The 24,808-nt window shown below is 69.4% G+C and carries 24 protein-coding genes and 1 tRNA gene; 14 read left to right on the top strand and 11 right to left on the bottom strand.

Features of this window, described 5'->3' with window-relative positions:
• The first annotated feature begins 50 nt into the window (after positions 1–50).
• Entirely contained in the window at positions 51–557 is a 507-nt protein-coding gene (locus DEU35_RS12090; protein ID WP_103207360.1) for an SRPBCC family protein, read from the top strand.
• Positions 558–975: 418 nt separating this feature from the next.
• On the opposite strand, the gene mnhG is transcribed toward DEU35_RS12090, so the two are convergent.
• The 7 genes from mnhG to DEU35_RS12125 form a co-directional block, all read right to left on the bottom strand.
• Positions 976–1,356 (bottom strand): monovalent cation/H(+) antiporter subunit G, encoded by a 381-nt coding sequence (mnhG, locus tag DEU35_RS12095; protein WP_103207363.1) that lies wholly within the window; start codon positions 1,354–1,356, stop codon positions 976–978.
• Positions 1,353–1,619, bottom strand: a complete 267-nt coding sequence (locus DEU35_RS12100) for a monovalent cation/H+ antiporter complex subunit F (protein ID WP_103207366.1) — start codon at positions 1,617–1,619, stop codon at positions 1,353–1,355. Before DEU35_RS12100 ends, mnhG begins: the two co-directional genes overlap by 4 nt.
• A complete protein-coding gene (locus DEU35_RS12105) occupies positions 1,616–2,230 on the bottom strand; it encodes a Na+/H+ antiporter subunit E (protein ID WP_103207368.1) in 615 nt (204 codons plus the stop codon). Before DEU35_RS12105 ends, DEU35_RS12100 begins: the two co-directional genes overlap by 4 nt.
• On the bottom strand, positions 2,227–3,783 hold the full coding sequence (locus DEU35_RS12110) for a Na+/H+ antiporter subunit D (RefSeq protein ID WP_116239642.1): 1,557 nt from the start codon (positions 3,781–3,783) through the stop codon (positions 2,227–2,229). The genes DEU35_RS12105 and DEU35_RS12110 overlap by 4 nt, the downstream gene beginning before the upstream one ends.
• Positions 3,780–4,361, bottom strand: a complete 582-nt coding sequence (locus DEU35_RS12115) for a Na(+)/H(+) antiporter subunit C (RefSeq protein WP_116239643.1) — start codon at positions 4,359–4,361, stop codon at positions 3,780–3,782. Before DEU35_RS12115 ends, DEU35_RS12110 begins: the two co-directional genes overlap by 4 nt.
• Positions 4,358–7,285: a Na+/H+ antiporter subunit A gene (locus tag DEU35_RS12120; protein WP_116239644.1), complete on the bottom strand. Its 2,928-nt coding sequence runs from the start codon at positions 7,283–7,285 to the stop codon at positions 4,358–4,360. Before DEU35_RS12120 ends, DEU35_RS12115 begins: the two co-directional genes overlap by 4 nt.
• A gap of 96 nt (positions 7,286–7,381) precedes the next feature.
• Positions 7,382–8,431 (bottom strand): substrate-binding domain-containing protein, encoded by a 1,050-nt coding sequence (locus tag DEU35_RS12125; protein WP_103207376.1) that lies wholly within the window; start codon positions 8,429–8,431, stop codon positions 7,382–7,384.
• Between the two features lie 77 nt (positions 8,432–8,508).
• Here DEU35_RS12125 and DEU35_RS12130 point away from each other — a divergent pair, with 77 nt between their 5' ends.
• From DEU35_RS12130 to DEU35_RS12150, 5 genes are all read left to right on the top strand, one after another.
• Complete coding sequence (locus DEU35_RS12130; RefSeq protein WP_103207379.1) at positions 8,509–9,750, top strand: sugar MFS transporter; 1,242 nt, start codon at positions 8,509–8,511, stop codon at positions 9,748–9,750.
• A gap of 201 nt (positions 9,751–9,951) precedes the next feature.
• Positions 9,952–10,647 (top strand): endonuclease NucS, encoded by a 696-nt coding sequence (gene nucS / locus DEU35_RS12135; RefSeq protein ID WP_103208530.1) that lies wholly within the window; start codon positions 9,952–9,954, stop codon positions 10,645–10,647.
• 43 nt (positions 10,648–10,690) lie between these two features.
• The gene (locus DEU35_RS12140; protein WP_116239645.1) at positions 10,691–11,395 is read left to right on the top strand and encodes an HAD hydrolase-like protein; all 705 of its coding nucleotides are present in this window, start codon (positions 10,691–10,693) and stop codon (positions 11,393–11,395) included.
• Complete coding sequence (locus tag DEU35_RS12145; protein WP_116239646.1) at positions 11,388–12,581, top strand: hypothetical protein; 1,194 nt, start codon at positions 11,388–11,390, stop codon at positions 12,579–12,581. The genes DEU35_RS12140 and DEU35_RS12145 overlap by 8 nt, the downstream gene beginning before the upstream one ends.
• Before the next feature lie 52 nt (positions 12,582–12,633).
• Positions 12,634–14,697: a bifunctional lysylphosphatidylglycerol flippase/synthetase MprF gene (locus tag DEU35_RS12150; RefSeq protein ID WP_116239647.1), complete on the top strand. Its 2,064-nt coding sequence runs from the start codon at positions 12,634–12,636 to the stop codon at positions 14,695–14,697.
• Positions 14,698–14,761: 64 nt separating this feature from the next.
• On the opposite strand, the gene DEU35_RS12155 is transcribed toward DEU35_RS12150, so the two are convergent.
• On the bottom strand, positions 14,762–14,968 hold the full coding sequence (locus DEU35_RS12155; protein ID WP_056225145.1) for a cold-shock protein: 207 nt from the start codon (positions 14,966–14,968) through the stop codon (positions 14,762–14,764).
• A gap of 321 nt (positions 14,969–15,289) precedes the next feature.
• On the opposite strand from DEU35_RS12155, the gene DEU35_RS17195 reads away from it, so the two are divergent.
• Together DEU35_RS17195 and DEU35_RS12165 are read left to right on the top strand one after the other, a co-directional pair.
• Positions 15,290–15,898, top strand: coding sequence for a GntR family transcriptional regulator (locus DEU35_RS17195; RefSeq protein ID WP_181904642.1), 609 nt, complete (start codon positions 15,290–15,292; stop codon positions 15,896–15,898).
• A gap of 49 nt (positions 15,899–15,947) precedes the next feature.
• Complete coding sequence (locus DEU35_RS12165) at positions 15,948–16,376, top strand: GNAT family N-acetyltransferase (protein ID WP_103207393.1); 429 nt, start codon at positions 15,948–15,950, stop codon at positions 16,374–16,376.
• A gap of 31 nt (positions 16,377–16,407) precedes the next feature.
• Here the strand turns inward: DEU35_RS12165 and DEU35_RS12170 are convergent, their stop codons facing one another.
• Positions 16,408–17,406: an endonuclease/exonuclease/phosphatase family protein gene (locus DEU35_RS12170; RefSeq protein WP_116239648.1), complete on the bottom strand. Its 999-nt coding sequence runs from the start codon at positions 17,404–17,406 to the stop codon at positions 16,408–16,410.
• Positions 17,407–17,490: 84 nt separating this feature from the next.
• Positions 17,491–17,757, bottom strand: a complete 267-nt coding sequence (locus tag DEU35_RS12175; RefSeq protein WP_103207399.1) for a GlsB/YeaQ/YmgE family stress response membrane protein — start codon at positions 17,755–17,757, stop codon at positions 17,491–17,493.
• A 176-nt stretch (positions 17,758–17,933) separates the two neighbouring features.
• Here DEU35_RS12175 and DEU35_RS12180 point away from each other — a divergent pair, with 176 nt between their 5' ends.
• Both DEU35_RS12180 and DEU35_RS12185 read left to right on the top strand, forming a co-directional pair.
• A complete protein-coding gene (locus DEU35_RS12180) occupies positions 17,934–18,857 on the top strand; it encodes a DUF368 domain-containing protein (protein WP_116239649.1) in 924 nt (307 codons plus the stop codon).
• Positions 18,858–18,940: 83 nt separating this feature from the next.
• On the top strand, positions 18,941–20,422 hold the full coding sequence (locus DEU35_RS12185) for a ferric reductase-like transmembrane domain-containing protein (RefSeq protein WP_147301868.1): 1,482 nt from the start codon (positions 18,941–18,943) through the stop codon (positions 20,420–20,422).
• A 181-nt stretch (positions 20,423–20,603) separates the two neighbouring features.
• Here DEU35_RS12185 and DEU35_RS12190 read toward each other — a convergent pair.
• Positions 20,604–20,687 (bottom strand) — tRNA-Leu (locus tag DEU35_RS12190).
• 154 nt (positions 20,688–20,841) lie between these two features.
• Between DEU35_RS12190 and DEU35_RS12195 the strand changes: the two genes are divergently transcribed.
• Genes DEU35_RS12195 through DEU35_RS12210 form a run of 4 tightly spaced genes read left to right on the top strand, consistent with a single transcriptional unit; the run spans position 20,842 to position 24,763 of the window.
• Positions 20,842–21,579 carry a DUF3662 and FHA domain-containing protein gene (locus tag DEU35_RS12195; protein WP_103207407.1) on the top strand — a complete coding sequence of 246 codons (738 nt, stop codon included), beginning with the start codon at positions 20,842–20,844 and terminating at the stop codon, positions 21,577–21,579.
• Positions 21,576–22,115, top strand: a complete 540-nt coding sequence (locus DEU35_RS12200; RefSeq protein ID WP_103207410.1) for an FHA domain-containing protein — start codon at positions 21,576–21,578, stop codon at positions 22,113–22,115. Before DEU35_RS12195 ends, DEU35_RS12200 begins: the two co-directional genes overlap by 4 nt.
• Positions 22,116–22,124: 9 nt before the next feature.
• Positions 22,125–23,363 carry a PP2C family serine/threonine-protein phosphatase gene (locus tag DEU35_RS12205; protein ID WP_103207413.1) on the top strand — a complete coding sequence of 413 codons (1,239 nt, stop codon included), beginning with the start codon at positions 22,125–22,127 and terminating at the stop codon, positions 23,361–23,363.
• The gene (locus DEU35_RS12210; RefSeq protein WP_103207416.1) at positions 23,360–24,763 is read left to right on the top strand and encodes an FtsW/RodA/SpoVE family cell cycle protein; all 1,404 of its coding nucleotides are present in this window, start codon (positions 23,360–23,362) and stop codon (positions 24,761–24,763) included. The genes DEU35_RS12205 and DEU35_RS12210 overlap by 4 nt, the downstream gene beginning before the upstream one ends.
• Positions 24,764–24,808: the final 45 nt, after the last annotated feature.

The raw sequence follows: 24,808 nt of genomic DNA on the forward strand, positions 1-24,808 counted from the left end.
GCCCTCGACGATCACGATCTACCGTAAGAAATGTCGAACGGAGGGATGCCATGGCCGCCCGCAACACCCGCCTCATGCGCTGCACGCCCGACGACCTGTTCGCGGTTCTCTCCGACGGTTGGCTCTATCCCATCTGGGTGGTGGGGGCGGCGCGCATGCGCGATGTCGACGAGCAATGGCCCCAGGAGGGGTCGCAGATCCATCATTCCCTGGGCATCTGGCCCGTCATGATCCACGACGAGACCAAGATCGTCGAGTGGGACCCTCCGCGCCGAATGCGGTTGCGGCCCGAGGCCGGCATCCTGGGCCGCGGCGTCATCCGTATCGACGCCCGGCCGCATGAACTCGGCACCGCCGTCACCATCGCCGAGGAGCCCGTGTCGGGAGCGGCGGCTCTGCTGCCGTCGCTGCTGTGGAAGCCTCTGCTCGTCGCGCGCAACCACGAGTGCCTCAACCGTCTGGCTTTCCTCGCCGAAGGGCGGCGAGAGAAACGCGAAGCGCGCGAACCGCAGCACCGGAAGACCGATCCGGATGACCTCGGCGAAGCCGGCAGCTGACCCGACCGCCCCTCCATAAACGCTCTTTCTAGCGAGACACGCTGCCTCACGGCGTGTCTCGCTAGGGAGAGCGTTTATCGCAGCGGTGAGCGGTCGCAACGGCCAGCGGTCGCGGCGGTGAGCAGTCGCGGCGGCCAGCAACGGCCAGCAGCGGCAGCAGCGGTAGCAGCAGCAGCAGCAGCCGCAGCAGCATTCAGCAGTCGCAGCGGCCAGCGGAGGCAGCAGTCGCGGCGGCCAGTGGACGCAGCGGCCAGCACTCCCAGCGGCCAGCACTCGCGGCAGCCAGCAGTCGCATCGACCAGCAGTCGCGGTAGCCAGCAGTCACAGCGACCAGCACTCGCAACGGCCAGCGGACGCAGCAGCGGGCAGAGGCAGCGCCGAGCGGGAGCGGGGGCGCGAGCGGCGACGCGGCGCCGGCTCAGCTCTCCGGCCGCGTCTCGGCGCCGGTCGAGCCGGGCTGCTCCGTGCGGTGCCGCAGCTCGTCGATGTACAGGCCCTCTTCGTCGGTCGTGCGGTTGCGGTAGGCCGCTCGCCCGACCATGTGCGCGGCCAGCGGCGCCGTGGCGAACTGGATGAGCACGATCGGGATGCCGAAGGCGAGCACCTCCCACGTGCGCGACGACAGCGCCACCGCCGAGACGATCAGCAGCACCCCGAGCACCTGGGGTTTGGTCGCCGCGTGCAGGCGTGTGGGCACATCTCGCCACCGCAGCAGGCCCATGGTCGCGGTGAGGCAGAGGATCGCGCCGAGGAGCACGAGCACGAGCGCCACGGTGTCGAGAACGCCGTCGAAAGTCATCTCGGGTTCTCCTTCCGCGCGACGAACCGGGCCACGGCGATCGAGCCGAACACTCCGACGGCCGCGATGATGAGCATCGCGGGCAGCGAGCGCGTGTGGTGATTGATGACCATGTCGGCGCCCAGGATGCAGAGCACCTCGGTCAGCAGAACATCCGCGGCGACCGCGCGGTCGAGGATCGACGGACCGATCACGAGGCGGATGAGCGCCAGCACCGCGGCGACGGCGAAGACGACGAGGATGACCACGACGAGGATGTTCACAGCAGGGTCCTCCCGTCGCGCGGCGTTTCGGCACCGTGGAGCGCGTCGGCGTCCGACTCGGCGATCTTGGCCCGAAGCTCCTGGAGCTCTTCCTTCGACCCGACGGCACGCGTGATGCGGGCCTCCCACCCGAGCACGACGCGGCGCTGATGTTCGGCATCCGCGTCGCTGCGCACCCCGATGGTGTGGAGGAACAGCGTGCGGTTGTCGCGGTCGACGTCGACGATGAGAGAGCCGGGAATGAGGGATGCCGTCACCGCGGTATGCGCCATGATCACGTCATCGTCCACGCGCAGAGGCACGGCGATGATCGCCGCGCCGGGCTGACGTCGGACGTCCAGGACCTGCCACGCGACGATGAGCGAGCCCTTGATCACCGCGCCGAGGAAGGTGACGACGAAGACCAGGCCGTACCAGAGGTTGATGCGGCCCGAGAGTTCGACCGGGGGGAGGCGGAAGACGCGTGTGACGAAGACGGCCATGACGAGCCCCGTGAGGAAAGCGAGCCAGGTGAACTGCCCCCAGAGCAGCATCCACAGCGCGACCAACCACACGAGGAAGGGCAACTGGTGGAGGAACAGCGAGACCTGCGAACGGCGGGAGGGACTCATCGTTGGCCCGCCTGTTCTTGGATCTGGACGAGGCTGACCCCGTCGGTGATGTCGACACCGGCTCGGAGGCACATGTCGAGCAGGGGGCCGGCGAAGATGGTCAGCGACACGGTGACCGCCACCATACCGACGGTGGCGAGCGTCATGATCTTGGGCGTCGTGCGACGCTCGGTCGAAATGGTCGCCGCGGGCGCGTTGCCGAGGTACGCGATGCGCTCGGTCGTCTCGGCCGAGTCGTCGTCTTCGCGCCAGAACGAGAGGTTCCACGCGCGCATGAGCGCGTACAGCGTGAGGATCGAGGTCACGATACCGCCGACGATCAGGACCATCATCACGGGTGTTCCCACCTGAGCCGCGGCGTCGAACAGCGCGTACTTGCCGATGAAGCCCGAGAACGGAGGCAGGCCGCCCAGGTTGATCGCCGGGATGAAGTAGAGCACCGCCAGCAGTGGCGCCGCGCGCATCAGGCCCTTCACCTTCAGGATCGAGGTACTTCCCGCCCGGCGCTCGATGAGGCCCACCGCGAGGAACAGCGTCGTCTGCACAATGATGTGGTGGACGATGTAGTAGATCGTGGCCCCCACCGCGAGCGGCGTGTTGATCGCCAGACCGAAGATCATGTACCCGATGTGGCTCACCAGCGTGAACGACAGGATGCGCTTGAGCTCGGCCTGCGCGACCGCCCCCAGGATGCCGACGATCATCGTCGACAGCGCGACCATCATCAGCAGGAAGTTGAGGTCGTTGTCGACGAACAGCTGTGTCTCGGTGCGGATGATCGCGTAGACGCCGACCTTGGTCAGCAGGCCCGCGAACACCGCCGTCACCGGCGCGGGAGCCGTCGGGTACGAGTCGGGCAGCCAGAACGACAGGGGGAAGACCGCCGCCTTGATCGCGAAGGCGAGCAGCAGCATGAGGTGCAGGATTGTCTGCGTGTCCTGGGGCAGCAGCGACATCCGCTCGCTGATCTGGACCATGTTGACCGTGCCGAGCGCGCCGTAGACCATCGCGATCGCGGCGAGGAAGAGGATCGACGACACCAGCGACACGACGATGTAGACGACGCCGGTGCGGATGCGCGACTCGGTGCCGCCCAGGGTGATGAGCACGTACGAGGCGACGAGAAGGATCTCGAAACCGACGTACAGGTTGAACAGGTCTCCAGCGATGAAGGCGTTGAAGATGCCCGCGCCGAGGATCAGGTACGCCGGGTAGAAGATCGAGACCGGGGTGTCCTCGTCGTTGTCGGCCGCGCCCTGGCCGATCGAGAACAGCAGGACCGCGAGGAGGACGATGCTCGTGACGACCACCAGCAGGGCCGCGAGCACGTCGACGTAGAGCACGATGCCGAACGGGATGTCCCACGCGGCGATCGCCACCGCGATGGGCCCGCTCGTGTCGACGGTGACGAGCAGGACCGCACCCAGCACGAGGACGGCCGCGAGGGAGGCGACCGACACGACGATCTGCGTCTTCTTGCGTCGTCCGAAGATGAGGTTGATCGCGGCACCGATGAGCGGAATGCCGACGAGCAGGGGCACGAGGGCGCTCACGAGCGATCACCGTCCTGGGGGTCGCGGGGGGCGTCGAGCGGCGACTCCGATTCACGCGACACCGCGACCCGGTCGACCGGAGCGTCGTCGACCAGCTGCGAGAGATCGCCCTGGTGCAGCACGCGGATGGGCGAGGCCACATCGCCGACGAAGTCGGTGGTGACGTCGTCGTCGTCGGAACGGGCCTCTTCGTCCATCGCGTCTTCGGGCTCGTCGGCCGCGCGGGTGCGCAGAGCCACGTCGTCGGCGTCGTCGATGACCGTGTCCGCCTGACCGAGCTGCCAGGACCGGTAGATCAGAGCCAGAAGGAACGCCGAGATACCGAAGGTGATGACGATCGCGGTGAGCGTCAGGGCCTGGGGCAGAGCGTCGGACATGTCCGCGGCATCCGTCTGCCCCCCGTCGTAGAACGGGGCCCGGCCGGGCGCGCCCATGACGATGAGCAGCAGCAGATTCGCGGCGTTGCCCAGCAGGAGGAAGCCGATGAGCACGCGGGTGAGGCTGCGCTCGAGCATGGCGTACACGCCGCACGCGAAGAGCACGGCCATGACGATGACGAGAACGAGGGAGATGGTCATGCGGGTGCCATCTCCGCATCTTCCGGATGCTGCGACTGCCGGTCGACCTCGGCACCGAGGCTGCGGAGCACATCGAGCACGAGCCCGATGACGACCAGGTAGACGCCGACGTCGAAGATCGTGCTGGTGACGAACTCCCAATGCCCGATGATCGGCAGTTCTCCCTCGAACGTGAAGCTCTGCAGCGGTGCGAAACCGAACACCATCGGCACCAGGGCGCACAGCACGGCGATCGCCATGCCCGCGCCGAGCAGGCGGCCGGCGTCGGTGGGCGCTGCGGCACCCAGCTCCCAGCGACCGCCGGCGATGTAGCGCATCACTAGGCCCATGCCGGCGACCAGGCCGCCGGCGAAGCCGCCACCGGGCAGATTGTGACCGGCGAAGAGCAGGTACAGCGACACGATCATGATCGAGTGGAAGAGCACCCGGATGATGATCTCGAGCAGGATCGAGCGGTTCTCGGGCTGTACCTTCGAGCCCGAGATCAGCCAGGCCCGCGGGGCGCCGGTCTCGCCGACTCGCTGCGCGCGCACACCGCTGTCGGTCTCGATGAGGGGCCGACGTCGCCCCAGACCCACGCGGCTGCGGGCGGTGCCCGAGCGGCGCGCGAGGTTGTCACTGCGGTTGGTGATGAACACGAGCGAGGCGACGCCGGTGGCGGCGAGCACGAGCACCGACAGCTCGCCCATCGTGTCCCACCCGCGAAGGTCGACCAACGCGACGTTCACGACGTTGCGGCCGTGGCCGATCTCGTAGGCCAGCGGCGGCCATTCGAGCGAGACCGGCAGATCCTGCCGCGCACCGGTGGCGACGATCGCGACGAGAGCCATCGTGAGGCCGACGCCGGCGCCCAGGACAGCGCGTGCGATCGGGGCGACCGACTCGTTCTGCTCGCCCATCCGCGCGGGCAGACGCCGTAGGACCAGAGCGAACACCACGAGCGTCACGGTTTCGATGAGCACCTGGGTGAGCGCGAGATCGGGGGCACCGCTGGTCGCGAAGAGCACCACCATGCCGAGCCCCGTCACCGAGACGAGCGCGACGCCCGTGTAACGCTTGCGCGCACGGACGGCCAGGATGCCCGCCGCGATCATGATCGGCGCCGAGATGAGCTGCGCGGGCGACTGCCAGGCATCGAGCTGAGCGCGCCACTCGTTCGATGCGAGGAGAGCAGTGCCCTCGGCGACGACGAGAACGACGAAGATCGTTCCGACGTAGAACGGCAGCGAACCGCGCTGGAAACGGCCGGTCACCCACTCCGACGTGTGGTCGATCGCGCGGAGGGTGCCGTTGTAGGCGTCGTTGGCCGTGAAGGGCAGTACGCGCGGACGCTTGTGGAGCTGGGTTTTGCGCACGACCCAGAACACTCCCGCGCCCAGAGCCAGGGTGCCGAGCGAGATGAACAGCGCCGGCTCGAGCCCGTGCCAGAGGGCGAGGTGATACGGATACTCGGGCGAATCGACCCCGGCCGTCGCCTCGGGGAGCCCGTCGGCGTAGGGAGCGAGCCAGTGGTCGACGATCGGCGCGAGGAACCCCAGGGCCAGCGTGGTCGCCGACAGAAGCACGGGAGCCGACAGGAAGCCGATGGGAGGGTCGGGCCACTCGGTCGTCTCGACGTCGCGCTTCGTCCAGTACGCACCCCAGAGGAAGCGGATGCCGTACGCCGCCGTGAGCGCCGAGCCCAGAACGATGCCGATCAGGGCGACGATCCCCCACACCGCGCCCCCCTCGGCTTCGTGCAGCAGAGCGGTCAGCGCCGTCTCTTTCGCCACGAACCCGAGCGTGGGGATCACTCCCGCCATCGAGAAGATCGCGATGAACGACGCCGTGGCCATGACGGGCGCCTGGCGACCGAGGCCGGAGAGCTGGCCGATGTCTCGCGTGTTCAGCTGCCGGTCGATCACGCCGACGACGAGGAAGAGGCACGACTTGAACAGGGCGTGGCTGAGCAGGAGCGCGACGCCGGCGAGAGCGGCATCTCTCGTTCCGTATCCCAGCATCACCGTGAGAAAGCCCAGCTGGCTGACCGTGCCGAAGGCGAGGATGCGCTTGAGGTCGCGTTCGCGCAGCGCCTGGAAGCCACCGAGCAGCATGGTGAAGACCCCGAGCGCGATGAGGGTCGGTCGCCAGAACGGGGTGTCGGCGAAGCCGGGGGCGAGGCGGGCGATCAGGTAGATGCCGGCTTTCACCATGGCCGCAGCGTGGAGGTATGCGCTGACCGGGGTGGGCGCGGCCATGGCGCCGGGGAGCCAGAAGTGGAACGGGAAGATCGCGGACTTGCTCAGGGCTCCGACGAGCAGCAGCAGCACGGCGATGTCGACGACCGGGCCGGTGGGCGGGTCGGCGAGGATCGCCGACAGGCTGGAGGTGCCCGACTGCACCACCAGCAGCACCACGCCGATGAGCATGACGAGTCCGCCGAGGGTCGTGACCAGCAGAGCCTGCAGCGCCGCTCGACGACTCGCGGAGCGGCTGTGGTAATAGCCGATGAGCAGGTACGACAGCACGCTCGTGGCTTCCCAGAGCATGACCAGCACGACCAGGTCGTCGGTGAGCACGAGGCCGTACATCGCGCCCGCGAAGCCGAGCAGGACCGCCGAGAACTGGCCGACCCCCTGCGTCTTGCCGCGGAAGTACCAGCGGCAGTAGAGCATGACGAGGGCACCGACACCCGTGACCACGAGGGTCAGCAGCCACCCGAGGACGTCCATGCGCATCGACAGCGACACGTTCAGGGCGGGGATCCACCTGTATTCCTCGAAGGGAATGTCGCCTGCGAAGACGGCGGGAGCCTGCACGATCGCGTGGGCGAAAGCCAGGGCCGGAAGCACGGCGGCGATGTAGAACGCCCGGGCGCCGATGCGTGAGACGAGCCACGGCAGAAGAAGGGGCACGGCCGCGAAGGCGCCGAGGAAGATCAGCACGGTCGGGCCTCCTCGGGGTCGACGGGCGGGTGCCCGGGCTCTCGGGGTGTCCTCACTATTCTATGCGGAGCATGAGAGTCCCAGCACCCCGCCGACTCATGTGGTACGCGGCGGAGCGGTGGTCGTTCCCTCGCGGAAGGTGCACCGCAGGTCGAGCCCCGAGGGTGTGGCGTCCTCGAGCATCGCCGCGACCGCCTCTCCGGCGGCACGCCCTTTCGCCGTGGCGGGTTGGACCAGGGTGGTCAACACGTGCGGGGCCAACCCGTCGACGACGACGCCGTCGAAACCCGTCACGCTCACATCGTTCGGAACGTGCAATCCCGCTTCTTCGGCGGCGCGGATGACGCCCGCAGCGAGCAGGTCGCTCTGCGCGATCACCGCCGTCGGGCGGCGATCGGGGTCGGCGAAGATGGCGCGCCCGGCGATGGTGCCCTCGTCGATCGAACTGGTGGCCGCCGCCACAGCGGGAGCGGCGGGGAACACCTCGCGGGCTCCGGCGAGGCGATCGGCCGTGACATCGACCCGCACCACCGCGTCGCCGGCGATCCAGCCGCGGCGGCGGGCGGTGTCGGTGGGAAGCGTGACGATCACGACGTCGCGATGTCCGAGTGCGGCGAGGTGACGAGCGGCTGCGCGTTGCGCCTCGGCGTTGTCGAGCAGTACCTGGGGAACGCCCTCGCCCGCGTCGCCTTCGACCACGACGACCGGGATGCCGCGAGCCCGCACGATCTCGAGGGACTCGCGCATGCGGGGGCTGCAGCCGATCAGCACGGCGGCGTCGATGGGCGCGGTGTGCAGCGAAGGTTCGCTGACCGTCTCGCCGTCGTCGCGCAGGAGCAGCAGCGCCGCGCCGAGGCGGGAGACACCGTCGGCCAGGCCGTCCATCATGTGCGTGGTGACCGGGTCGAGGAAGGCGGTGCCGAGGTGCTGATCGAAGACCACGCCGACGATGCCGGAACGACCGCGACGCAGGGAAGCCGCGCGGGGATCGGGACCGGTGTAGCCCAGCCGCTCGGCGGCGGCCAGGACGCGCTCCCGGGTGGCCTGCGAGGTGGGCGTCTTGCCGCTGAAGACGACGGAGGCGGTCGACGCCGAGACGCCGGCCTCTCGGGCGACGTCGCTGATGGTGGCGCGACGGGTGCTCACGGGCCGATCGTACCCGGCGACGGGCGCTCCGCCGAATCGATTCGATACACGTCGAATCGATTCGGTACAGTGGCGGCATGCACTCGACGCTCACCCGGTCCCAGCTCATCCGCTGGCACATCGCGATCTGCGCCATCTTCCTCGCGAGCGGACTGAGCATCTCGACGTGGGCATCGCGGGTACCCGCGATCCGCGAGTCGCTCGGCATCGAGAACTCCGGCGTCGGACTCCTGCTGCTGGGTATGGGCGTGGCATCCATCATCGGTCTCTCGATCGCGCCCGCCGTCATGGCCCGCATCGGAGCGCGCACCGGCATGCTCGTCGCCCTCCTGCTCGTGGGCATCGGCCTCATGATCATCGGCTTCGGCGCCGACTCCCTGCAGTTCTTCGCGGTGGCCCTGGTCGGACTCGCGCTGTTCGGCTTCGGCAACGGCGCGGTCGACGTGATGATGAACGTCGAGGGGGCGGCGCTCGAGAAGGCCACCGGACGCACGATCATGCCGCTCCTGCACGCCTTCTTCAGCTTCGGCACCGTCATCGGCGCAGGTCTGGGCTTCGTCGCCGTCAGCCTCGGCATCCCCGTGGTCGCGCACAGCGTGGCGATGGGCGTGGTCATCATGGTGGTGGCCTTCGTCTCGGTGGCCAACGTGCCGCGGGCCGAGATCGCGATGGACGCCCCCGCCGCCGAGGAGCGCGCCCACTGGCGCGAGCGTCTCGCCGTCTCGTTGCAGGCCTGGCGCGAGCCACGCACCTACACGCTCGGCGTGATCATGCTGGGCATGGCGTTCGCCGAGGGCAGCGCCAACGACTGGCTCCCCTCGGCCGTGGTCTACGGCCACGGTGCCCCCGAAGAGGCGGGGCCGGCCGTGCTCGCGGTGTTCTCGGTCGCCATGACCGTCGGCCGCATCGCCGGGGGGCCGGTCGTCGACCGCCTCGGCCGCGTGCTGGTGCTGCGCGTACTCGCCGGCACCGCCGCCGCGGGCCTGCTGCTGTTCATCCTCGCGCCCTACGGGCCCCTCGTCTTCGTGGGTGCGGCCCTGTGGGGCCTCGGCGCCTCGCTCGGCTTCCCGATCGGCATGTCGGCTGCCGCCGACGACCCCGCCAAGGCCGCTTCCCGTGTCGCCGCCGCCGCGACCATCGGTTACGTGGCGTTCCTGTGCGGACCGCCGATCCTCGGGTGGATCGGCGACCACATCGGCCTGCTCAACACGCTGCTCATCGTCGTCGGGCTGATCGTGGCATCCGGTCTCTTCTCGGGTGCAGCCAAGCCCCTCGCCGTCGAGAACGAGCGGGCCGCCGAGCCCGCGCGACGCGATTAGGCGACGCGGCCCCAGCGGCCGCTGCTGCGTCGATGACTCCGGCCGCCTCGACGCGCATCTCGCCGTCGCGACAGAGGTGCGGAACACTCGGGGTGACGCGACCCGTCGGACGACCTACCCGTGGCGGCGGCGCACCGCAGCCACGGCACGGTCTCTCTCCACGGCGGTGTGACCATCGTCTCGAGTTGCGACAATGGAGTCGTGCGCCTCGTCATTGCTCGTTGCTCCGTCGACTACACCGGTCGTCTCAAGACACACCTCCCCCTCGCGACCCGACTCATCATGGTCAAGGCCGACGGTACGGTCGCGTTCCATCGGGACGTCCAACACGCGCCGCTGAACTGGATGAGCCCGCCGTGCTCGCTCACCCTCGAGCAGCCCGACGAGGCCGACATCGAAGACGGCGTCATCGAGCGCTGGCGCGTGACGCACGCGAAGAGCGGCGACGCACTGCTGGTGCGCATCCACGAGGTCATGCACGACACCGCCCACGACCTGGGCCTCGACCCCGGGCTCATCAAGGACGGCGTCGAGGCCGACCTGCAGCGCCTGCTCGCCGAGCAGGTGTCGGTGGTGGGTGAGAACCTCACGCTCGTGCGCCGTGAGTACCCCACCGCGATCGGTCCGGTCGATCTGCTGCTGCGCAACGACGACGGCCACGGCACCGTCGCGATCGAGGTCAAGCGTCGCGGCGACATCGACGGTGTCGAGCAGCTCACCCGCTACCTCGAGCTGTTGAACCGCGACCCCCTGCTCGCCCCGGTCACGGGTGTGTACGCCGCGCAAGAGATCAAGCCTCAGGCGCGCGTTCTCGCCACCGACCGCGGCATCCGGTGCCTCGTGCTCGACTACGACGAGATGAAGGGCGTGCAGTCCGGCGCCCCGCGGCTCTTCTGACACGGCGAGCGCCGCGCGCCGGCGGCGCCGGTAGCGTGGACGCATGTCTGCACGCTCTCCCTTCTCCTGCGTCTTGTGGGACGTCGACGGCACCCTCGTCGACGCATCGGAGGGCATCCTCCGCCGGTTGACGATCACGCTCGAGCACTTCGGGCGCACGCCCCCGGTGCGTGGCGAACTGTCGCGCTGGATCGGTCCGCCCATGTTCGAGTCGTTCCAGGTGAACGTGGGGATGACACCCGAACAGGCCACCGACGCCGTGACGTTCTACCGCGGACTGAACAAGAGCGAGGGCTACACGGTGAGTGCGCGCCTGTACCCGGGCGTCGAGCAGCTGGTGCACGACCTGCACGCGGCGGGCATCCCCCAGTCGACGGCGAGCTCCAAGCCCGAGGTGCAGGTGGTCGCCCTCATGGACCACTTCGGCCTCGCGCCGTCGCTCGAGGCCATGGTCGGCGCCACCCTCGACGAGCGCACCCTGAGCACCAAGGCCGACGTGGTGCGCGAGGCTCTGCGTCGCCTCGACGCCGCCGGAGCGGATACCTCTCGCCCCGTGCTCATCGGTGATCGACACCACGACGTCGAGGGAGGGGCGGATGCCGCGGTGCCGGTGATCTTCGTCCGGTGGGGCTTCAGCTGGCCCCACGAGGCGGACGGCGCCCAGGCCGCCGTCGACGACGTCGATGAACTGCGTGCTCTCCTGCTGATCGACGACTCGTCGGGTCCGGACGTCTCCGTCGGTGTCTGACCTCGGCTGGGTCGTCCCCGCGGCGATCGCTCTCCTGGGCGTGGCGCTCCTCGTCGCCGCGATCGCCATCGCGGTGCGACTCTCGCGCCGTTCGCCGCGCGCCCGCGCCGCGGCCTCGCGATCCGTGAGCGACTCCGCCGACGCCCTTCTCCGCCTCGACGACGCCGTCAACGAGCTCGATCTTGCGTTCCGGGCGGCCGACGCGGTAGATGTCATCGACGAACCGACCGAGCTCCGTCGCGCACGCGCCGCTGCCCTCCGCGCGCGCGACCGCGCGTTCGCCGAGGTCTCCCGCCTCCAGGACGACACCGGTCTCGCGGCGCGGCGGCGCGACGAGGCGCGACGGCTGGGCACGCAGCTCGACGGCCAGTTGGAGCGCGTCGCTCGTACCCGCAGGCAGCTCGACGAGTGGGCGCGCACGCACCGCACCGGGCCCGAGCTCCTCGCCGCCGCACGCCGACGCCGCGACGAGGTGCTCGAGACGACCGGAGACCCCGAGCAGCTCCTCGCCGTCCTCCGCGACCGTTTCGCTCCCGAAGACCGCGACGATGCCGAGACGGCCGGGCGAGCGGCATCCGATGCCCTCCGCGACGCGGATCTCGCGCTCCAGCGCGCCGCCTCCGAGCCGGACGGCCGCGACCTCTTCGACGCCACCGCGGCACTCGCCCGCGCCGAACGCCAGGTGCGCGCCGTCGAAGACGCGCACCGCATCGCCCTGCAGGCCGCCGAGAACGCGGCGGCCGAGGTCACGGCCGCACGAGCCGAGATCGAGGCGGCGACCGAGGTGGCGACCCTCCGTCCGACGGAGGCCGCACCCGACGCCGCCGAGCACCTGCGCGCCGCCGCTCGAGACCTCGAAGCCGCGGCGGCCGTTGCCGCCCAGCGACCCCGGCGTGCCATCGCGATCGTGGCCCGGGTGCGGGAGCGGCGAGATCAGACGCTGAGTGACGCGATGACCCCGCGGCAACGCCTCGAAGCCGCGCGCGCGGCCCTGCCCGGTACTCTCGCTTGCGCCCGAGCAGCCCTGGCCGTGGCGGACGCGCGCGACTCCGACGCTCCCATCGCCGACCGCCTCCAGCTCGAGCGAGCCCGCCGTCAGCTCGCCTCGGCACGCGCGGCCACCGATGCCGAACAGGCCCTGGCCCATGCCCGAGCCGCCTGGCACGCGGTCGCACGGCCGATCTGACGACCGACCGCGGTCTGCGTCTCGGGAACTCGCGTGCCCTATCGTGAGCGGCATGGGGGAGAACACGATGCTCCGACGGGCGACGCAGCTCGCTCGACGCCTTCCTGCCACGCTCATCCTGGTCGGCATCCTGATCGTCGTCGGCGTCGCGACGGGCGCCCTCTCGCAGCCGTTCACGGTCTCCGCTGCCTACGACTCGCTCGCGTACGGTCTCCCCGCCCTCGAGGCCGGTCGGTGGTGGACGCTCATCACCGGCACGTTCGTGATCAGCGCGCCGTGGCTCTACCTGCTCGGTATCCCGACCCTCGTCGGGATGGCGTATCTCGAGCTCCGCCGCGGCACCCGCGTCGCGACGGCGTATTTCGCCGTGGGCCAGCTCTTCTCGATCTTCGCCGCGTCGCTCTTCCTCTGGGTCGCTGCGCTGCTCCGCTGGCCGTGGGCCCAGCAGCAGGCGATGGCCCTCGATGTGGGCCCCTCGGGCGGCGTCTTCGCGTGCCTCGCGGCGGCGCTGGCCCTCCTGCCGTCTCCGTGGCGCCTGCGCGCGTGGACGGTCCTGATCGCGGGCCTCGCGGTCACGTTCCTCTACTACGGCTCGCTTCCCGACCTCGAGCGCGTTCTCGCCGTCGCCCTCGTGCTGGGCGTGGACCGGTCCCTGCGCCCGCAGCGCGTGAGCGTGCGCGAGCAGCGCCTCATCGCGTTCGTGGTGCTGTGCGCCCTCGGCGCGTTCGAGATCCTGGGCTATCTCGCCCCGATGACCGGCCCCTTCGGTTCATCGGCGGCGGCCTCGGGCTCGTGGGTCGACGTCGCGGTCAATACGCTCGTCGTCCTCGTGGTCGCCACAGCCCTCCGCCGCGGTCGACGGTGGGCCTGGGTCGTGGTGATGCTCTACAGCGCGCTGAACCTCCTGTTGGTTCTTCTGCTCTTCGGCGTACTGCTCCTGGAGGGTCTCACCCAGATCGAAGCGGATCTGGATGCCGACTTCACCAGCGTCCTGGCCTCCTCGGCGCTGTGGCTCGTGGCATCCGTCTACTTCTTCCTCGTGCGGGCGGCCTTCCGCGCCCGCCCGCGCGCGGCGCTCGGCGACTCCCCCGCTCCGTCGGTCGCCGAGGTGAAGACAGAACTGCACGCGACCGGCGGCGGCACGCTGTCCTGGATGACGACGTGGGATGGCATGTCGTACGCGCGCTTCGGCCGGGGCATCGTCGCCTACCAGCGTCGCTCCGGCGTCGCTCTGGCTCTCGGAGATCCCCTCGGTCCCGTCGGCACGCGCGCTCAGACCGTCCGCTCCTTCGTCGACGCCGCCGAAGCCGCCGGACTCGCCCCGTGCTTCTTCAGTGCGGGCGAGGCCACGGCCGACGCGGTGCCGAGCGGCTGGCGTCGCATCGTCGTCGCCGACGACACGGTGGTCGACCTTCCCGGACTCCAGTTCACCGGCAAGGCATGGGGTGCCGTGCGCACGTCGCTCAATCGCGGCGAGCGCGAGGGCATGACCTTCCGCCTCTCGACCCTCGCCGACGAGACGTGGGGCGTACGTCAGCAACTGCGTGCGATCTCCGAGAGCTGGGTGGACGACAAGGGACTGCCCGAGATGGGCTTCACCCTCGGCACGCTGCACGAGGCGGCCGACCCCGAGGTGCGCATCGCCCTGGCGGTCTCTCCGCAGGGTGACGTCGACGGATTCCTGTCGTGGCTGCCGATCTACGGCGAGGGCGGGATCCGCGGATGGACACTCGACCTGATGCGCCGCCGCGACGGCGGCTTCGGGCCGGTGATGGAGTACCTCATCGGTGCGTCCGCCCGCCAGTTCTCGGCCGAGGGCGCCCAGGTCATGTCCCTGTCCGGCGCCCCGCTGGCCCACGAGTATCCGGCGGATGCCGGCACCATCGCCGACCTGCAGGACCGCATGGCCGCGATGCTCGAGCCCGTCTACGGCTTCGCGTCGCTGCACCGGTTCAAGCAGAAGTTCCACCCGCGCTACGAGACGATGTACCTGCTCTACCGCGACGAGGCCGATCTCACGCGCATCGGTGCCGCCCTGACGCGGGCGTTCCTTCCGCACGCGACGCTGGGGCAGTTCGCCGCCGCGGGCGTCGACCTCGTGCGTCACGAACACTGAAGGCCCCGGCCGACACGCGGAACGCGCACGACCGGGGCCGGACCGACCGAGGCCGGAGGGAGGATCAGAGGGGGCGGATGTTCTCCGCCTGCAGGCCCTTGGGACCCTGGGCGACCTCGAACTCGACGCGCTGGTTCTCCTCGAGCGAGCGGTAGCCGCCCGACTGGATCGCGCTGTAGTGCGCGAAGACGTCCTGGCTGCCGTCATCGGGGGCGATGAAGCCGAAGCCCTTCTCGGAGTTGAACCACTTGACCGTGCCCTGCGTGCTCATTCGTTCTGCCGTTTTCCGCTTGAGCCGGCGCCGAGCGCGCCGGTCTGTGCCACCACGGTAACGGCCGAGGTCTTGTCGCGCACGGGTCCGTGACATAAACGTTGCGAGCGCGAAAGAAGGGGGTGTACGCCCTTGAGCCCATACGACGCCCGGGCTGAGCAAGGCTCAAAGCCCGGGCGTCGACGGATCCCCCCGGATATGTCACGCGAGGCGTGACGGCGATCACTTTACCGGCGCGGAGGCCTGCGCGCGACACGAAAACGAAGAATCAGCAAGTTCTGTCCATGTGCTGTGGTAATCGGAGGCCCTAAAATCCGGCTGATGGATAGTCGTCGGCGCGCTTCCGCCCTCGTCGACGAGGCCTACCGGGCCCTCGGCGAGGCAATCGTCGACGGTCGGCTCCAAGCCGGCGATCGGTTGCGCGACGTCGAATTGGCGACGCTCATGGGTATTTCCCGTACCCCCGTGCGCGAAGCGCTCCAGAGGTTGGAGCGCATCGGACTCGTCGAGGTCGCGGCCAACCGGTACACCCGGGTCGCGGCCCTCACCGACCGCGCCCGCAACGACATGCGCGAGTACGCCGCGCACACCATCGCGGCTGTCATGCACGTCGCTCTCCCACGTTGTACCGACGAAGAACTCGCTGAAACCGCACGCATCGTCGAACAGATGCATTCCGCCGATTCTTCGAACGACTACGTTCTCGCGATCATGGCGTTGGCCTCGCACCTCGTGGCCGTTTCGCGCAATGTCGTCTTTCAGAAGACCTTCGTGCAGATCGACCTTGTTCTACGCCGCAACCTCGAGGGGTGGACGAGCGTGACCGACAGCACTCGCGCGACGCTCTTCCGCCATCTCCACGACCAGATCGGGCGTCGCGACACCAACGGCGCCACCTGGACCTTCCTGGCCCTGCACGGTTTCGCCTGAGCGCACAAGAGTCGGGACTCGTCCGGCGAGCTCCGGTTAGCGTGACGTCATGCCCCACATCGAGTTGCGCGAGCTTCGACACGACGATCAGGATGCCGCTTTCCAGGCGGTGTCGGCCAGTACCTCGGCGTGGCCGCGCGCCACGTTCGACGACCGCGACGCCTTCGACCAATGGACCGCCGACGAGAAGGTCGACGCGCGCGCAATCGTCGAGGACGACACCGTCGTCGGGGTGGCCGCGGCTCTCGAGGTCAACGGTGACCGCGAGATCCTGCTCGCCGTCTCACCCTCGGCGCACGAGGACGCCCCGACCGAAGCGCTGCGGCTGCTCACCTCGCAGGAGGCCGAGCGCCCCCTCTACGCGTGCGTCTCCGCCGACGATCAGCCCTCGCATGCGATCCTGGCCCGCATCGGTTTCGTCGAGCACGAGCTCGACGGCGACGACGTGGTCTACGTGCTGCCGCCGACGCTGGAGTGACGCCGAGCCGAGCACGCTCGGCCGAACGTCCTCACTCCCGGGTCATCGTCGCGACGATGGGGCGGTGATCGCTGCCCGCGTCGTCGAAGTCGGTGAGAACGGCGAATCCCTGCACGTGCCACTCGGAGCCGACGAGCACATGGTCGATCGGAGCCGCGAGTGCGACCGGCAGACGTACCGGCCAGGTACCCGCGGCGGCCGAGCCTGACTCGGCGGCGGCGTCCTGGCATCCGCCGATCATCCCGCCCTCGATGCCGAGGCCGCTGAAATGGTCGACGGTGGAGTTGAGGTCTCCCGCGACGACGACATCGGGGTCGCGGCATCTGTCGGCGATCCACGCGAGACCGAGCTCCCATCTCTCCGTGGCGCCCGGAAGCGGCGGCATGGGGTGCGCGGCCACGAGAGTCGGCCCGGATCCGTCGACGGGCTTCCAGACCCCGCTCGGCAGGCCGACCGTCGAGCCCGCGCCGGCGTCCAGCCGATAGGTTCCCAGAACGCGCGAGATGAGGATCGAGGTCGGGATGTTCTCCCCGTCCGGCGCCGCCGCGACCGTGTCGTGCGCCATCGCGATGCCCTCCCGATCCAGGATGCCGGCCACCTCGGCCGCCGCGATCGCATCGGTCTCGGGAAGGCTGACCACGTCGGCGCCGGTCTCTCGCACCAGGCGCGCGATCTCGGCGGGTGTGACCGATCCCCCGTAGGTGTTCCAGGCCGCGACCGTGAGCTCGCCCGGAGCCATCGGGACTCCCCCGCCGCGAACGAGAAGAACGGCCCCGTCGCCCAGCACGGCCGCGGCGAGCGCGAGCGCGAGGCCCGCCGCCACTCCCCATCGTCGACGCCACATGGCGACGGCGCCGACCAGCACCGCGAGGACCCCGAGCCCGATCGCGAGGATCCCGCGCAGCGAGATCGCGTTCGCAACGAAGGGCAGGCGATGGATGCCGACCCCTTGCGGCCACACCACGAGAAACGCCGCCACCGATCCCCCGGCGAGAGCGAGGAGGAAGGGGAGGCGGCGGTGTTTCGGCATCCCGCCCAGTAAAGCGGGTGGACGAGGGAAGACGTGAAAAGGCCCGGGGCGCGGTCCAATCGCCCCGGGCCTTTCGTTGCGAGGTCAGCGCGCGGCGCGACGACCCACGATCAGGCCGTAGATGAGCAGAACGATGATCGAACCGCCGATGGCGAGCAGCCAGGTGCGCAGCTCGAAGAAACCGCCGAGGTCGACACCGAAGATCGCGGTTCCCAGGAAGCCGCCGAGCAGAGCGCCGACGACGCCGAGCACCAGCGTGATGAGCCAGCCGCCACCCTGCTTGCCGGGGAGGATCAGCTTGGCGATGGCGCCGGCGATGAGGCCGAGGAGGAGAAATCCGAAGAATCCCATGATGTGTTCCTTTCGCGAGTGTGAACCGATGCCCGCTCGAGGCGGGACTCTCGTTACATACAGCTTCCTCTCAGGATCGAGTTCTGCGGGGTGGGTTGCATAAGGCGCGCATTTCTGGTGGGGTCGCGCGTCCGCGCGAATGGCGTTCCCCGGCCGGCTCGCCTAGCGTGGATCGAATGGCCGACACCTTTGCCGACCGCCGTTCGCCGCTGCGCCCCCTGGGAAACCTCGTGCGCGGCACACTCATCGGGGTGGTGGAGGTCATCCCCGGGGTCAGCGGCGGCACTGTCGCCCTCATCGTGGGGGTGTACGCCACGCTCATCGACGCCGCCAGCCACGTCGTGCGCGGAATCGTGGCGAGCACCGACGCCGTCCGCGGCCGAGGGTTCGCGCGCAGCGCCGCACACTTCCGGGCCGTGCGGTGGAGCGTCGTCGCCCCCGTGCTGGTCGGAATGGTCATCGCCGTGATCGTCGGGGCCCAGGTTCTGGCGCCGTTGGTGAAGGCGTATCCGTCCGAGACGCGAGCCGTGTTCGGCGGCATGATCGCGGCATCCCTCCTCATTCCCGTGCGCATGCTCGGCCGGGGGTGGACGTGGCGCCTCGGACTGATCGCACTCGTCGCAGCGTTCGCCGCATTCGTCCTGACCGGTCTGCCGACGGCGACGATGGCCGAGCCGCCGCTGGTGATCGTCGCCCTCGCCGCGTCGGTCGCGGTCTGCGCGCTCGTGCTGCCCGGGCTGTCGGGTGCCTTCCTGCTGCTGGTGTTCGGGCTGTACGAGACCACGCTCGTCGCCCTCAACGAGCGCGATCTGCCGTACATCGCGGCTTTCGCGCTCGGCGCTGTCGTGGGGCTCAGTCTCTTCGTGAATCTGCTGCGCGTGATGCTGCGTCGATTCCACTCGCTCATGCTCGCGATGATGACCGGGCTCATGCTCGGCTCCCTCCGCGCGCTCTGGCCATGGCAGGACGAGTTCGGTCAGGCGTCCGCCCCCGGCGACGACGCGGGCACGCTCGCGCTCCTCGCGGCAGGCGGGGTGGCCGCCGTGCTCATGGTGGTGGCGACGCAGGCGCGGATGGCGCGCGGTCGCGGCGCGGCGTAACGTCCCCATCCCGCGCCCGTCCGCACGCGCGGTGGGAGACTGGTCGAAGGCCGGCGCGCCCGACCCGACCGGAGGACGTCCCCGTGAGCAGCACGATCCGACCGGATGGTTCCCCGCCTTCGGCACCTCCGGGTAGGACGCAACGCGACCGCGACCGGTCCGTGCGCCGACGAGAGCGTGCCGAGATCGCCCTGATCGCCGCTTGCTGGGTCTCGGTCGTCGCCGCCGTGATGCTGTTCCTGGGATCCGGGCGACCCGCGCAGCTCACCGATCTCGCCGGGGCGGTGACGGCCGCGGGGATCGTGACCGGCCTCGTCGGCACCGACCTGCTCCTGCTCATGCTCGTGCTCGCCGCCCGCGTCCCCTGGGTGGATCAGACGTTCGGTCAGGACGCCGCGATGAGGGTGCACCGCCGCCTCGGCAAGCCCGCGGTGTACCTCGTCCTGGGCCACGGCGCTCTGCTCACGGTGGGCTACTCCCTTCGCGACGGTCTGTCGCTCTGGCATCAGACGCTGTCGCTGTATTCCGGGGCCGACATGCTCCTGGCGCTGCTCGGAAGCTGCCTCCTGGTACTCATCGTCGTGACCTCTCTCGTCATCGTGCGTCGTCGCCTCGCCTACGAGGCCTGGCACGCGATCCACCTCATCAGCTACGCGGCCGTTCTGGTGGCGGTGCCGCATCAGCTCTCGGCCGGGCAGGTCCTCTCCGGCAGCACGCCGCAGACGTTCTACTGGATCTCCCTCTACGTCGTGGCGTTCGGCTCGATCGCGTGGTTCCGGTTCGCCGCGCCGCTACTCGCCACGCAGGAGCATGAGCTGCGCGTCGCCCGTGTCGACCCGCTCGGTCCAGACGTCTTCACGATCCATCTCCGCGGACGCGACCTGTCACGACTCGGGGTGCGCGGTGGGCAGTACGCGATCTGGCGCTTCTGGAGTCGCGGCACGTGGTGGCACGCGCATCCGATCTCGTTCTCCGCCGTGCCGACCGACACGGATGCCCGCCTGACCGTGCGCACGCTCGGCACCGGAACGGAGCGTCTGCGTCGACTGCGGCCCGGAACGAAGGTCTCCTTCGCGGGCCCCTACGGGATGTTCACGGATGCCGCGCGCACCGCCCCGCGCCTCGCGATCGTCTCGGCCGGCATCGGCATCACCCCGGTGCGGGCTCTGCTCGAAGACAGCGGACTGCGCCCGGGGGAGGCCACCGTCGTCCTGCGCGCGACAGAACGCTCGAAGACCTTCCTCTGGGACGAGGCGACGACCCTGGTCCAGAACAGCGGCGGCGACGTCGTCGAGATGATCGGCAGGCGACCCGCCGAGGTGGTGTCGTGGATGTCGGCCGAAGCGATTGCGCGCGGAGCGACGATCTCGTCCGTTCTGCCCGACCTGCTCGACTCGGACCTCTTCGTGTGCGGTCCTGCGGAGTGGACCGACCTGGTCGTCCGGGATGCGAGGGCCGAGGGCCTCCCCGACCGACGGATCCACGTCGAGAGGTTCGACGCCGTGGGGCCTCGCGTTCCTCGTCGATCGAGATCGCTCCGTCGACGACGAACACCCACCCCGTGATGTCCGACACTTCTCGGCCCGGTCGATCGGCTCGTGATCATCCGCCGTTCACTCGCCGGAGGTGACCGTGAACACGCCGTGACGTGTCGAGACGGCGTGGCGCCTCGCTCGGGGGCCGCCACCCGATCCTGATTCGACGACGAAGGGCCCCGGGGGAAACCCGGGGCCCTTCAGTTTCGTGTGCGCGAGGGGGGACTTGAACCCCCACGCCCTTGCGGGCACTGGCACCTGAAGCCAGCGCGTCTACCTATTCCGCCACTCGCGCGTGCGCGGCATCGTGGATGCCACGCGATCAACTTCCCGAGAATATCACGGCCGCCACCAGGTCACGAAACGCGGTGCTCGAAGCCCGCGTCCATGACCTCCCCAGCCGTGCTGACTACGATGTGCCTACTGGTCTGCCTGCCTGAAGGAGTCTCGTGGGGCTACTCGACAGTTTCGAGAAGGGTCTCGAACGCGCCGTCAACGGTGCGTTCGCGAAGACCTTCCGCAGTGGCATCCAGCCGGTGGAGATCGCGTCCGCTCTGCGGAGCGAGCTCGACAAGAAGGCCGTGGTCGTCACGCGTGAGCGCATCCTCGCGCCGAACACCTTCGTGGTGCGCCTCTCACCCGCCGACGACGAGAAGATGAGCGCGCTCGGTTCGACCCTGGTCACCGAGCTCGACACCCTGGTGAAGAAGCACGCCCGCACACAGGGCTACTCGTTCGCCGGCCCCGTCGCCATCTCGATCGAGCGCGACGGCTCCCTGTCCACGGGCACGCTGCGCGTGGACTCGCAGACCACCGAGGGCCAGGTCGCCTGGCGCGGAGTCGTCGACATCGACGGCACCCGTCACCCGCTGACCTCCGCCCGCACGGTGATCGGCCGCGGCAGCGACGCCGACATCACGATCCCCGATGCCGGGACGAGCCGTAAGCACGTCGAGATCCTGTGGGACGGCGAGCGCGCCATGGTGCGCGACCTCGGTTCCACCAACGGCACGACACTCAACGGGCGTAAGGTCTCCGAGGCTGCTCTTCCGCCCGACTCGACGATCTCGATCGGCCGCACCACTATCGTGTTCCGTGTCGTCGCCCAGGCGCAGCCGCCGCGACGCTCTTCCGCGTCCGACGCCACGAGCATCTTCGATGTCCGGGAACGGGGCCCCCTCTCATGAGTCAGTTGACTCTCCTTCTTCTGCAGGGCGGCTTCCTCGTCCTGCTGTGGTTCTTCGTGTTCGGCGTCGTGTACTCGCTGCGCGCCGACCTCTTCGGCGTGAAGGTGCGCAAGCTCCCCGAGCCCTCGGCATCCGCTTCCCCGGCGGCGGCCGCGCCCACCTCGTCGCCCGACGCGGTGACCACGCAGGTCAAGCGCCCCGCGGCGCCCGTCCCGGCACCCGCCGGGGGTCTCGCGACCACGGACGCGGTCTCACGTATCGTCATCACCAGCGGCCCCAAGGCCGGCCTCGAGCTGCCGCTGGGCACCGAGCCGCTGACGATCGGCCGTTCCAGTGAGTCGGGTCTCGTCATCCGCGACGACTACACCTCGAGCCACCACGCGCGTCTCGTGCTGTGGGGCGAGCAGTGGATGCTGCAGGACCTCGATTCCACCAACGGCACCTCGCATGACGGCGTCCGCGTGGCGGCACCGGTCCAGGTCAAGGTCGGTGCTCCCATCAAGGTCGGCGCCACGACGTTCGAGTTGAGGAAGTAACCCTCCCCCATGGTCTTCCAGGGCTCGAGCGCCGCCATCTCCCACACGGGCAAGGTGCGCTCCAACAACCAGGATTCCGGCTACGCCGGGTCCAACCTCTTCGTGGTCGCCGACGGCATGGGCGGTCACGCGGGCGGTGACGTCGCCTCGAGCCTGGCGATCGGCCGTCTGACCGAGCTCGACCAGCCGTTCGAGTCGCCCGCCCAGGCCGAGCACGCCATCCGCGATTCCCTCGCCGACACGGCCGCGGAGCTCATCGACACCGTGGCGCGGCGCCCCGAGCTGGCCGGTATGGGCACCACGGTGAGCGCTCTGGTCATGGTCGACGACTACGCCGTCATCGGCCATATCGGCGACTCGCGCATCTACCTGTATCGCGACGACACTCTCACGCAGATCACCGCCGATCACACCTTCGTGCAGCGCCTGGTCGACTCGGGTCGCATCACGCCCGAAGAGGCGCGGTACCACCCCCGTCGCTCGGTCCTGATGCGGGTGCTCGGTGACATGGATCCCGACCCCGAGATCGACAGCTTCATCATGCCGACGCAGGACGGCGACCGCTGGCTGCTCTGCTCCGACGGCCTCTCGGGTGTCGTCGACGACGCGCACACCGCGAAGACGCTCGCTCTCGGCATGCCCCCGGCCCGTACCGCCGACGCTCTGCTCAAGCAGGCACTCGACGGCGGCGCACCCGACAACGTCACCGTCGTCCTCGTCGACGTCGGTGGCCAGCACCCGGTCTTCATCGGAACCCCGACGATCGTCGGCTCCGCCTCGAACCCCAGCGGCGTGGTGGTCCCCGCCGCGCGTCCCGGTCGCTCCGGCTGGCTCCACCACGCCCGTCAGGTCGCGAACGAACCCACCCACTTCGAGCCGGCGGCCGAGTTCCTCGAGGAGTTGATCGAAGAAGACCGCCGTCGCGCCCGCCGTCGCCGCTTCGGCTGGCTCGCCGCGTTAATCGTGGTGCTCGCCGCGATCGGCCTCGGCCTGTTCGCCGGGTACACCTGGACCCAGACGCTCTACTACGTCGGCGCCGACAGCGACTCCGTGGTGATCTACCGCGGCATCCAGCAGTCCATCGGCCCGATCTCGCTGTCGACGGTCTACCAAGATACGAACATCCCCCTGAACCAGCTGTCCGACTTCGATCGGCAGACCGTTCAGGCCACCATCTCCGCCCCGTCACTGAACGACGCGGAGAAGATCGTCGAACGCTTGCGTCCCGCAGCGGAGGGAAGCGGATGACCGACCAGAAGCTCACCCGTCCGGGCGACGCCGTGTCCACCGACACGGCCGTCATGCGCGCGCTCAAGAAGATCCGCGTCCCCGCCAAACAGCGCAATCGCGAGCTCGGTCTGCTCCTGTTCGCGATCGTCGTCTACGGCGGAGCCGTCGTGCTCGTCCAGCTCGGGGTGAACAACACCGTCGAGACCGGCTACCTCAGCATCGCGGCGATCCCGGCCGTTCTCGCGCTCGTCATGCACGTGGTGCTGCGCCTGCGCGCCCGAGACGCCGACCCCTTCGTGCTGCCCATCGCCACCGTCCTCACGGGTCTCGGTATCGCGATGATCTACCGCATCGACCTGGCCGAGAAAGCGAGCGGATGGGATGCCACGGGCAACCGCCAGATCGCCTGGGCGGCCCTCGCGATGCTCGCGGCCCTCGCCGTGCTGATCTTCCTGCGCAACTACCGCGTGCTCTTCCGGTACACCTACCTCTTCGGCCTCGTCGGCATCTTGCTCCTCCTGCTGCCGTTCGTGCCGGGCCTCGGTACCGACCAGAACGCCGACGTGTGGGTGTCCCTCGGGTTCGTGTCGTTCCAGCCGGGCGAGCTCGCCAAGATCTGCCTGGCCGTCTTCTTCGCCGGGTACCTCGTGCGCACACGGGAGAGCCTCACGTCGACCGGAACGCGCTTCCTCTTCATGACCTGGCCGCGCGCACGCGAACTCGGCCCGGTGCTGATCATCTGGCTCGTCTCGCTCGGCATCATCGTGCTCCAGCGCGACCTCGGTACAGGCCTGCTCATCTTCGGCATGTTCGTCGCGATGCTGTACGTCGCGACCGGCAAGACGAGCTGGGTCCTGATCGGTCTGATCCTGGTCGGAGTCGGTGCCTTCCTGGCATCCCGAGTCCTCCCCTACGTCAACGGCCGCTTCGCCAACTGGCTGAGCGCCTTCGACCCCGAGGTCATCAACCGCGACGGGGGCAGCTACCAGCTCGTTCAGGGCATCTTCGGCCTCGCGCACGGCGGACTGTTCGGCACCGGTCTCGGCCAGGGCCGGCCCTACATCACGCCCCTCTCCCAGAGCGACTACATCGTGCCGAGTCTCGGCGAGGAGCTGGGCCTGGTGGGCCTGTTCGCGATCCTCGCGCTCTACATGGTGTTCACCAGCCGCGGCATCCGCATCGGTCTGGCCGGTCAGGACGACTTCGGCAAGCTGCTCGCGACGGGTTTCTCGTTCACGATCGCCTTGCAGGTGTTCATCATGGTCGGCGGCGTCACCCGTGTGATCCCGCTGACCGGACTCACGACACCGTTCCTCGCGGCCGGCGGATCCTCGCTGATCGCGAACTGGATCATCGTGGCGTTCCTGCTGCGCATCTCCGACGCGGTTCGCAGCCGCCCCCGGGTGGTGATCGGCTGATGACCCACCCGTCCGCTCCCGTCGACGCCCCGATCATGGAGGAGG

It is taken from the genome of Microbacterium sp. AG157 (assembly GCF_003385695.1).
Lineage (GTDB): Bacteria > Actinomycetota > Actinomycetes > Actinomycetales > Microbacteriaceae > Microbacterium > Microbacterium testaceum.

Excerpts from the sequence above, each read along its gene's own strand:
- DEU35_RS12165 (WP_103207393.1), top strand. The coding sequence starts at position 15,948 with ATGCCCCACATCGAGTTGCGCGAGCTTCGACACGACGATCAGGATGCC.
- DEU35_RS12205 (WP_103207413.1), top strand. The coding sequence starts at position 22,125 with ATGGTCTTCCAGGGCTCGAGCGCCGCCATCTCCCACACGGGCAAGGTG.
- DEU35_RS12180 (WP_116239649.1), top strand. The coding sequence starts at position 17,934 with ATGGCCGACACCTTTGCCGACCGCCGTTCGCCGCTGCGCCCCCTGGGA.
- DEU35_RS12175 (WP_103207399.1), bottom strand. The coding sequence starts at position 17,757 with ATGGGATTCTTCGGATTTCTCCTCCTCGGCCTCATCGCCGGCGCCATC.
- DEU35_RS12200 (WP_103207410.1), top strand. The coding sequence starts at position 21,576 with ATGAGTCAGTTGACTCTCCTTCTTCTGCAGGGCGGCTTCCTCGTCCTG.
- mnhG (WP_103207363.1), bottom strand. The coding sequence starts at position 1,356 with ATGACTTTCGACGGCGTTCTCGACACCGTGGCGCTCGTGCTCGTGCTC.
- DEU35_RS12155 (WP_056225145.1), bottom strand. The coding sequence starts at position 14,968 with ATGAGCACGCAGGGCACGGTCAAGTGGTTCAACTCCGAGAAGGGCTTC.
- DEU35_RS12150 (WP_116239647.1), top strand. The coding sequence starts at position 12,634 with ATGGGGGAGAACACGATGCTCCGACGGGCGACGCAGCTCGCTCGACGC.
- DEU35_RS12170 (WP_116239648.1), bottom strand. The coding sequence starts at position 17,406 with ATGCCGAAACACCGCCGCCTCCCCTTCCTCCTCGCTCTCGCCGGGGGA.
- DEU35_RS17195 (WP_181904642.1), top strand. The coding sequence starts at position 15,290 with ATGGATAGTCGTCGGCGCGCTTCCGCCCTCGTCGACGAGGCCTACCGG.
- DEU35_RS12105 (WP_103207368.1), bottom strand. The coding sequence starts at position 2,230 with ATGAGTCCCTCCCGCCGTTCGCAGGTCTCGCTGTTCCTCCACCAGTTG.
- DEU35_RS12140 (WP_116239645.1), top strand. The coding sequence starts at position 10,691 with ATGTCTGCACGCTCTCCCTTCTCCTGCGTCTTGTGGGACGTCGACGGC.
- DEU35_RS12130 (WP_103207379.1), top strand. The coding sequence starts at position 8,509 with ATGCACTCGACGCTCACCCGGTCCCAGCTCATCCGCTGGCACATCGCG.
- DEU35_RS12090 (WP_103207360.1), top strand. The coding sequence starts at position 51 with ATGGCCGCCCGCAACACCCGCCTCATGCGCTGCACGCCCGACGACCTG.
- DEU35_RS12210 (WP_103207416.1), top strand. The coding sequence starts at position 23,360 with ATGACCGACCAGAAGCTCACCCGTCCGGGCGACGCCGTGTCCACCGAC.
- DEU35_RS12115 (WP_116239643.1), bottom strand. The coding sequence starts at position 4,361 with ATGACCATCTCCCTCGTTCTCGTCATCGTCATGGCCGTGCTCTTCGCG.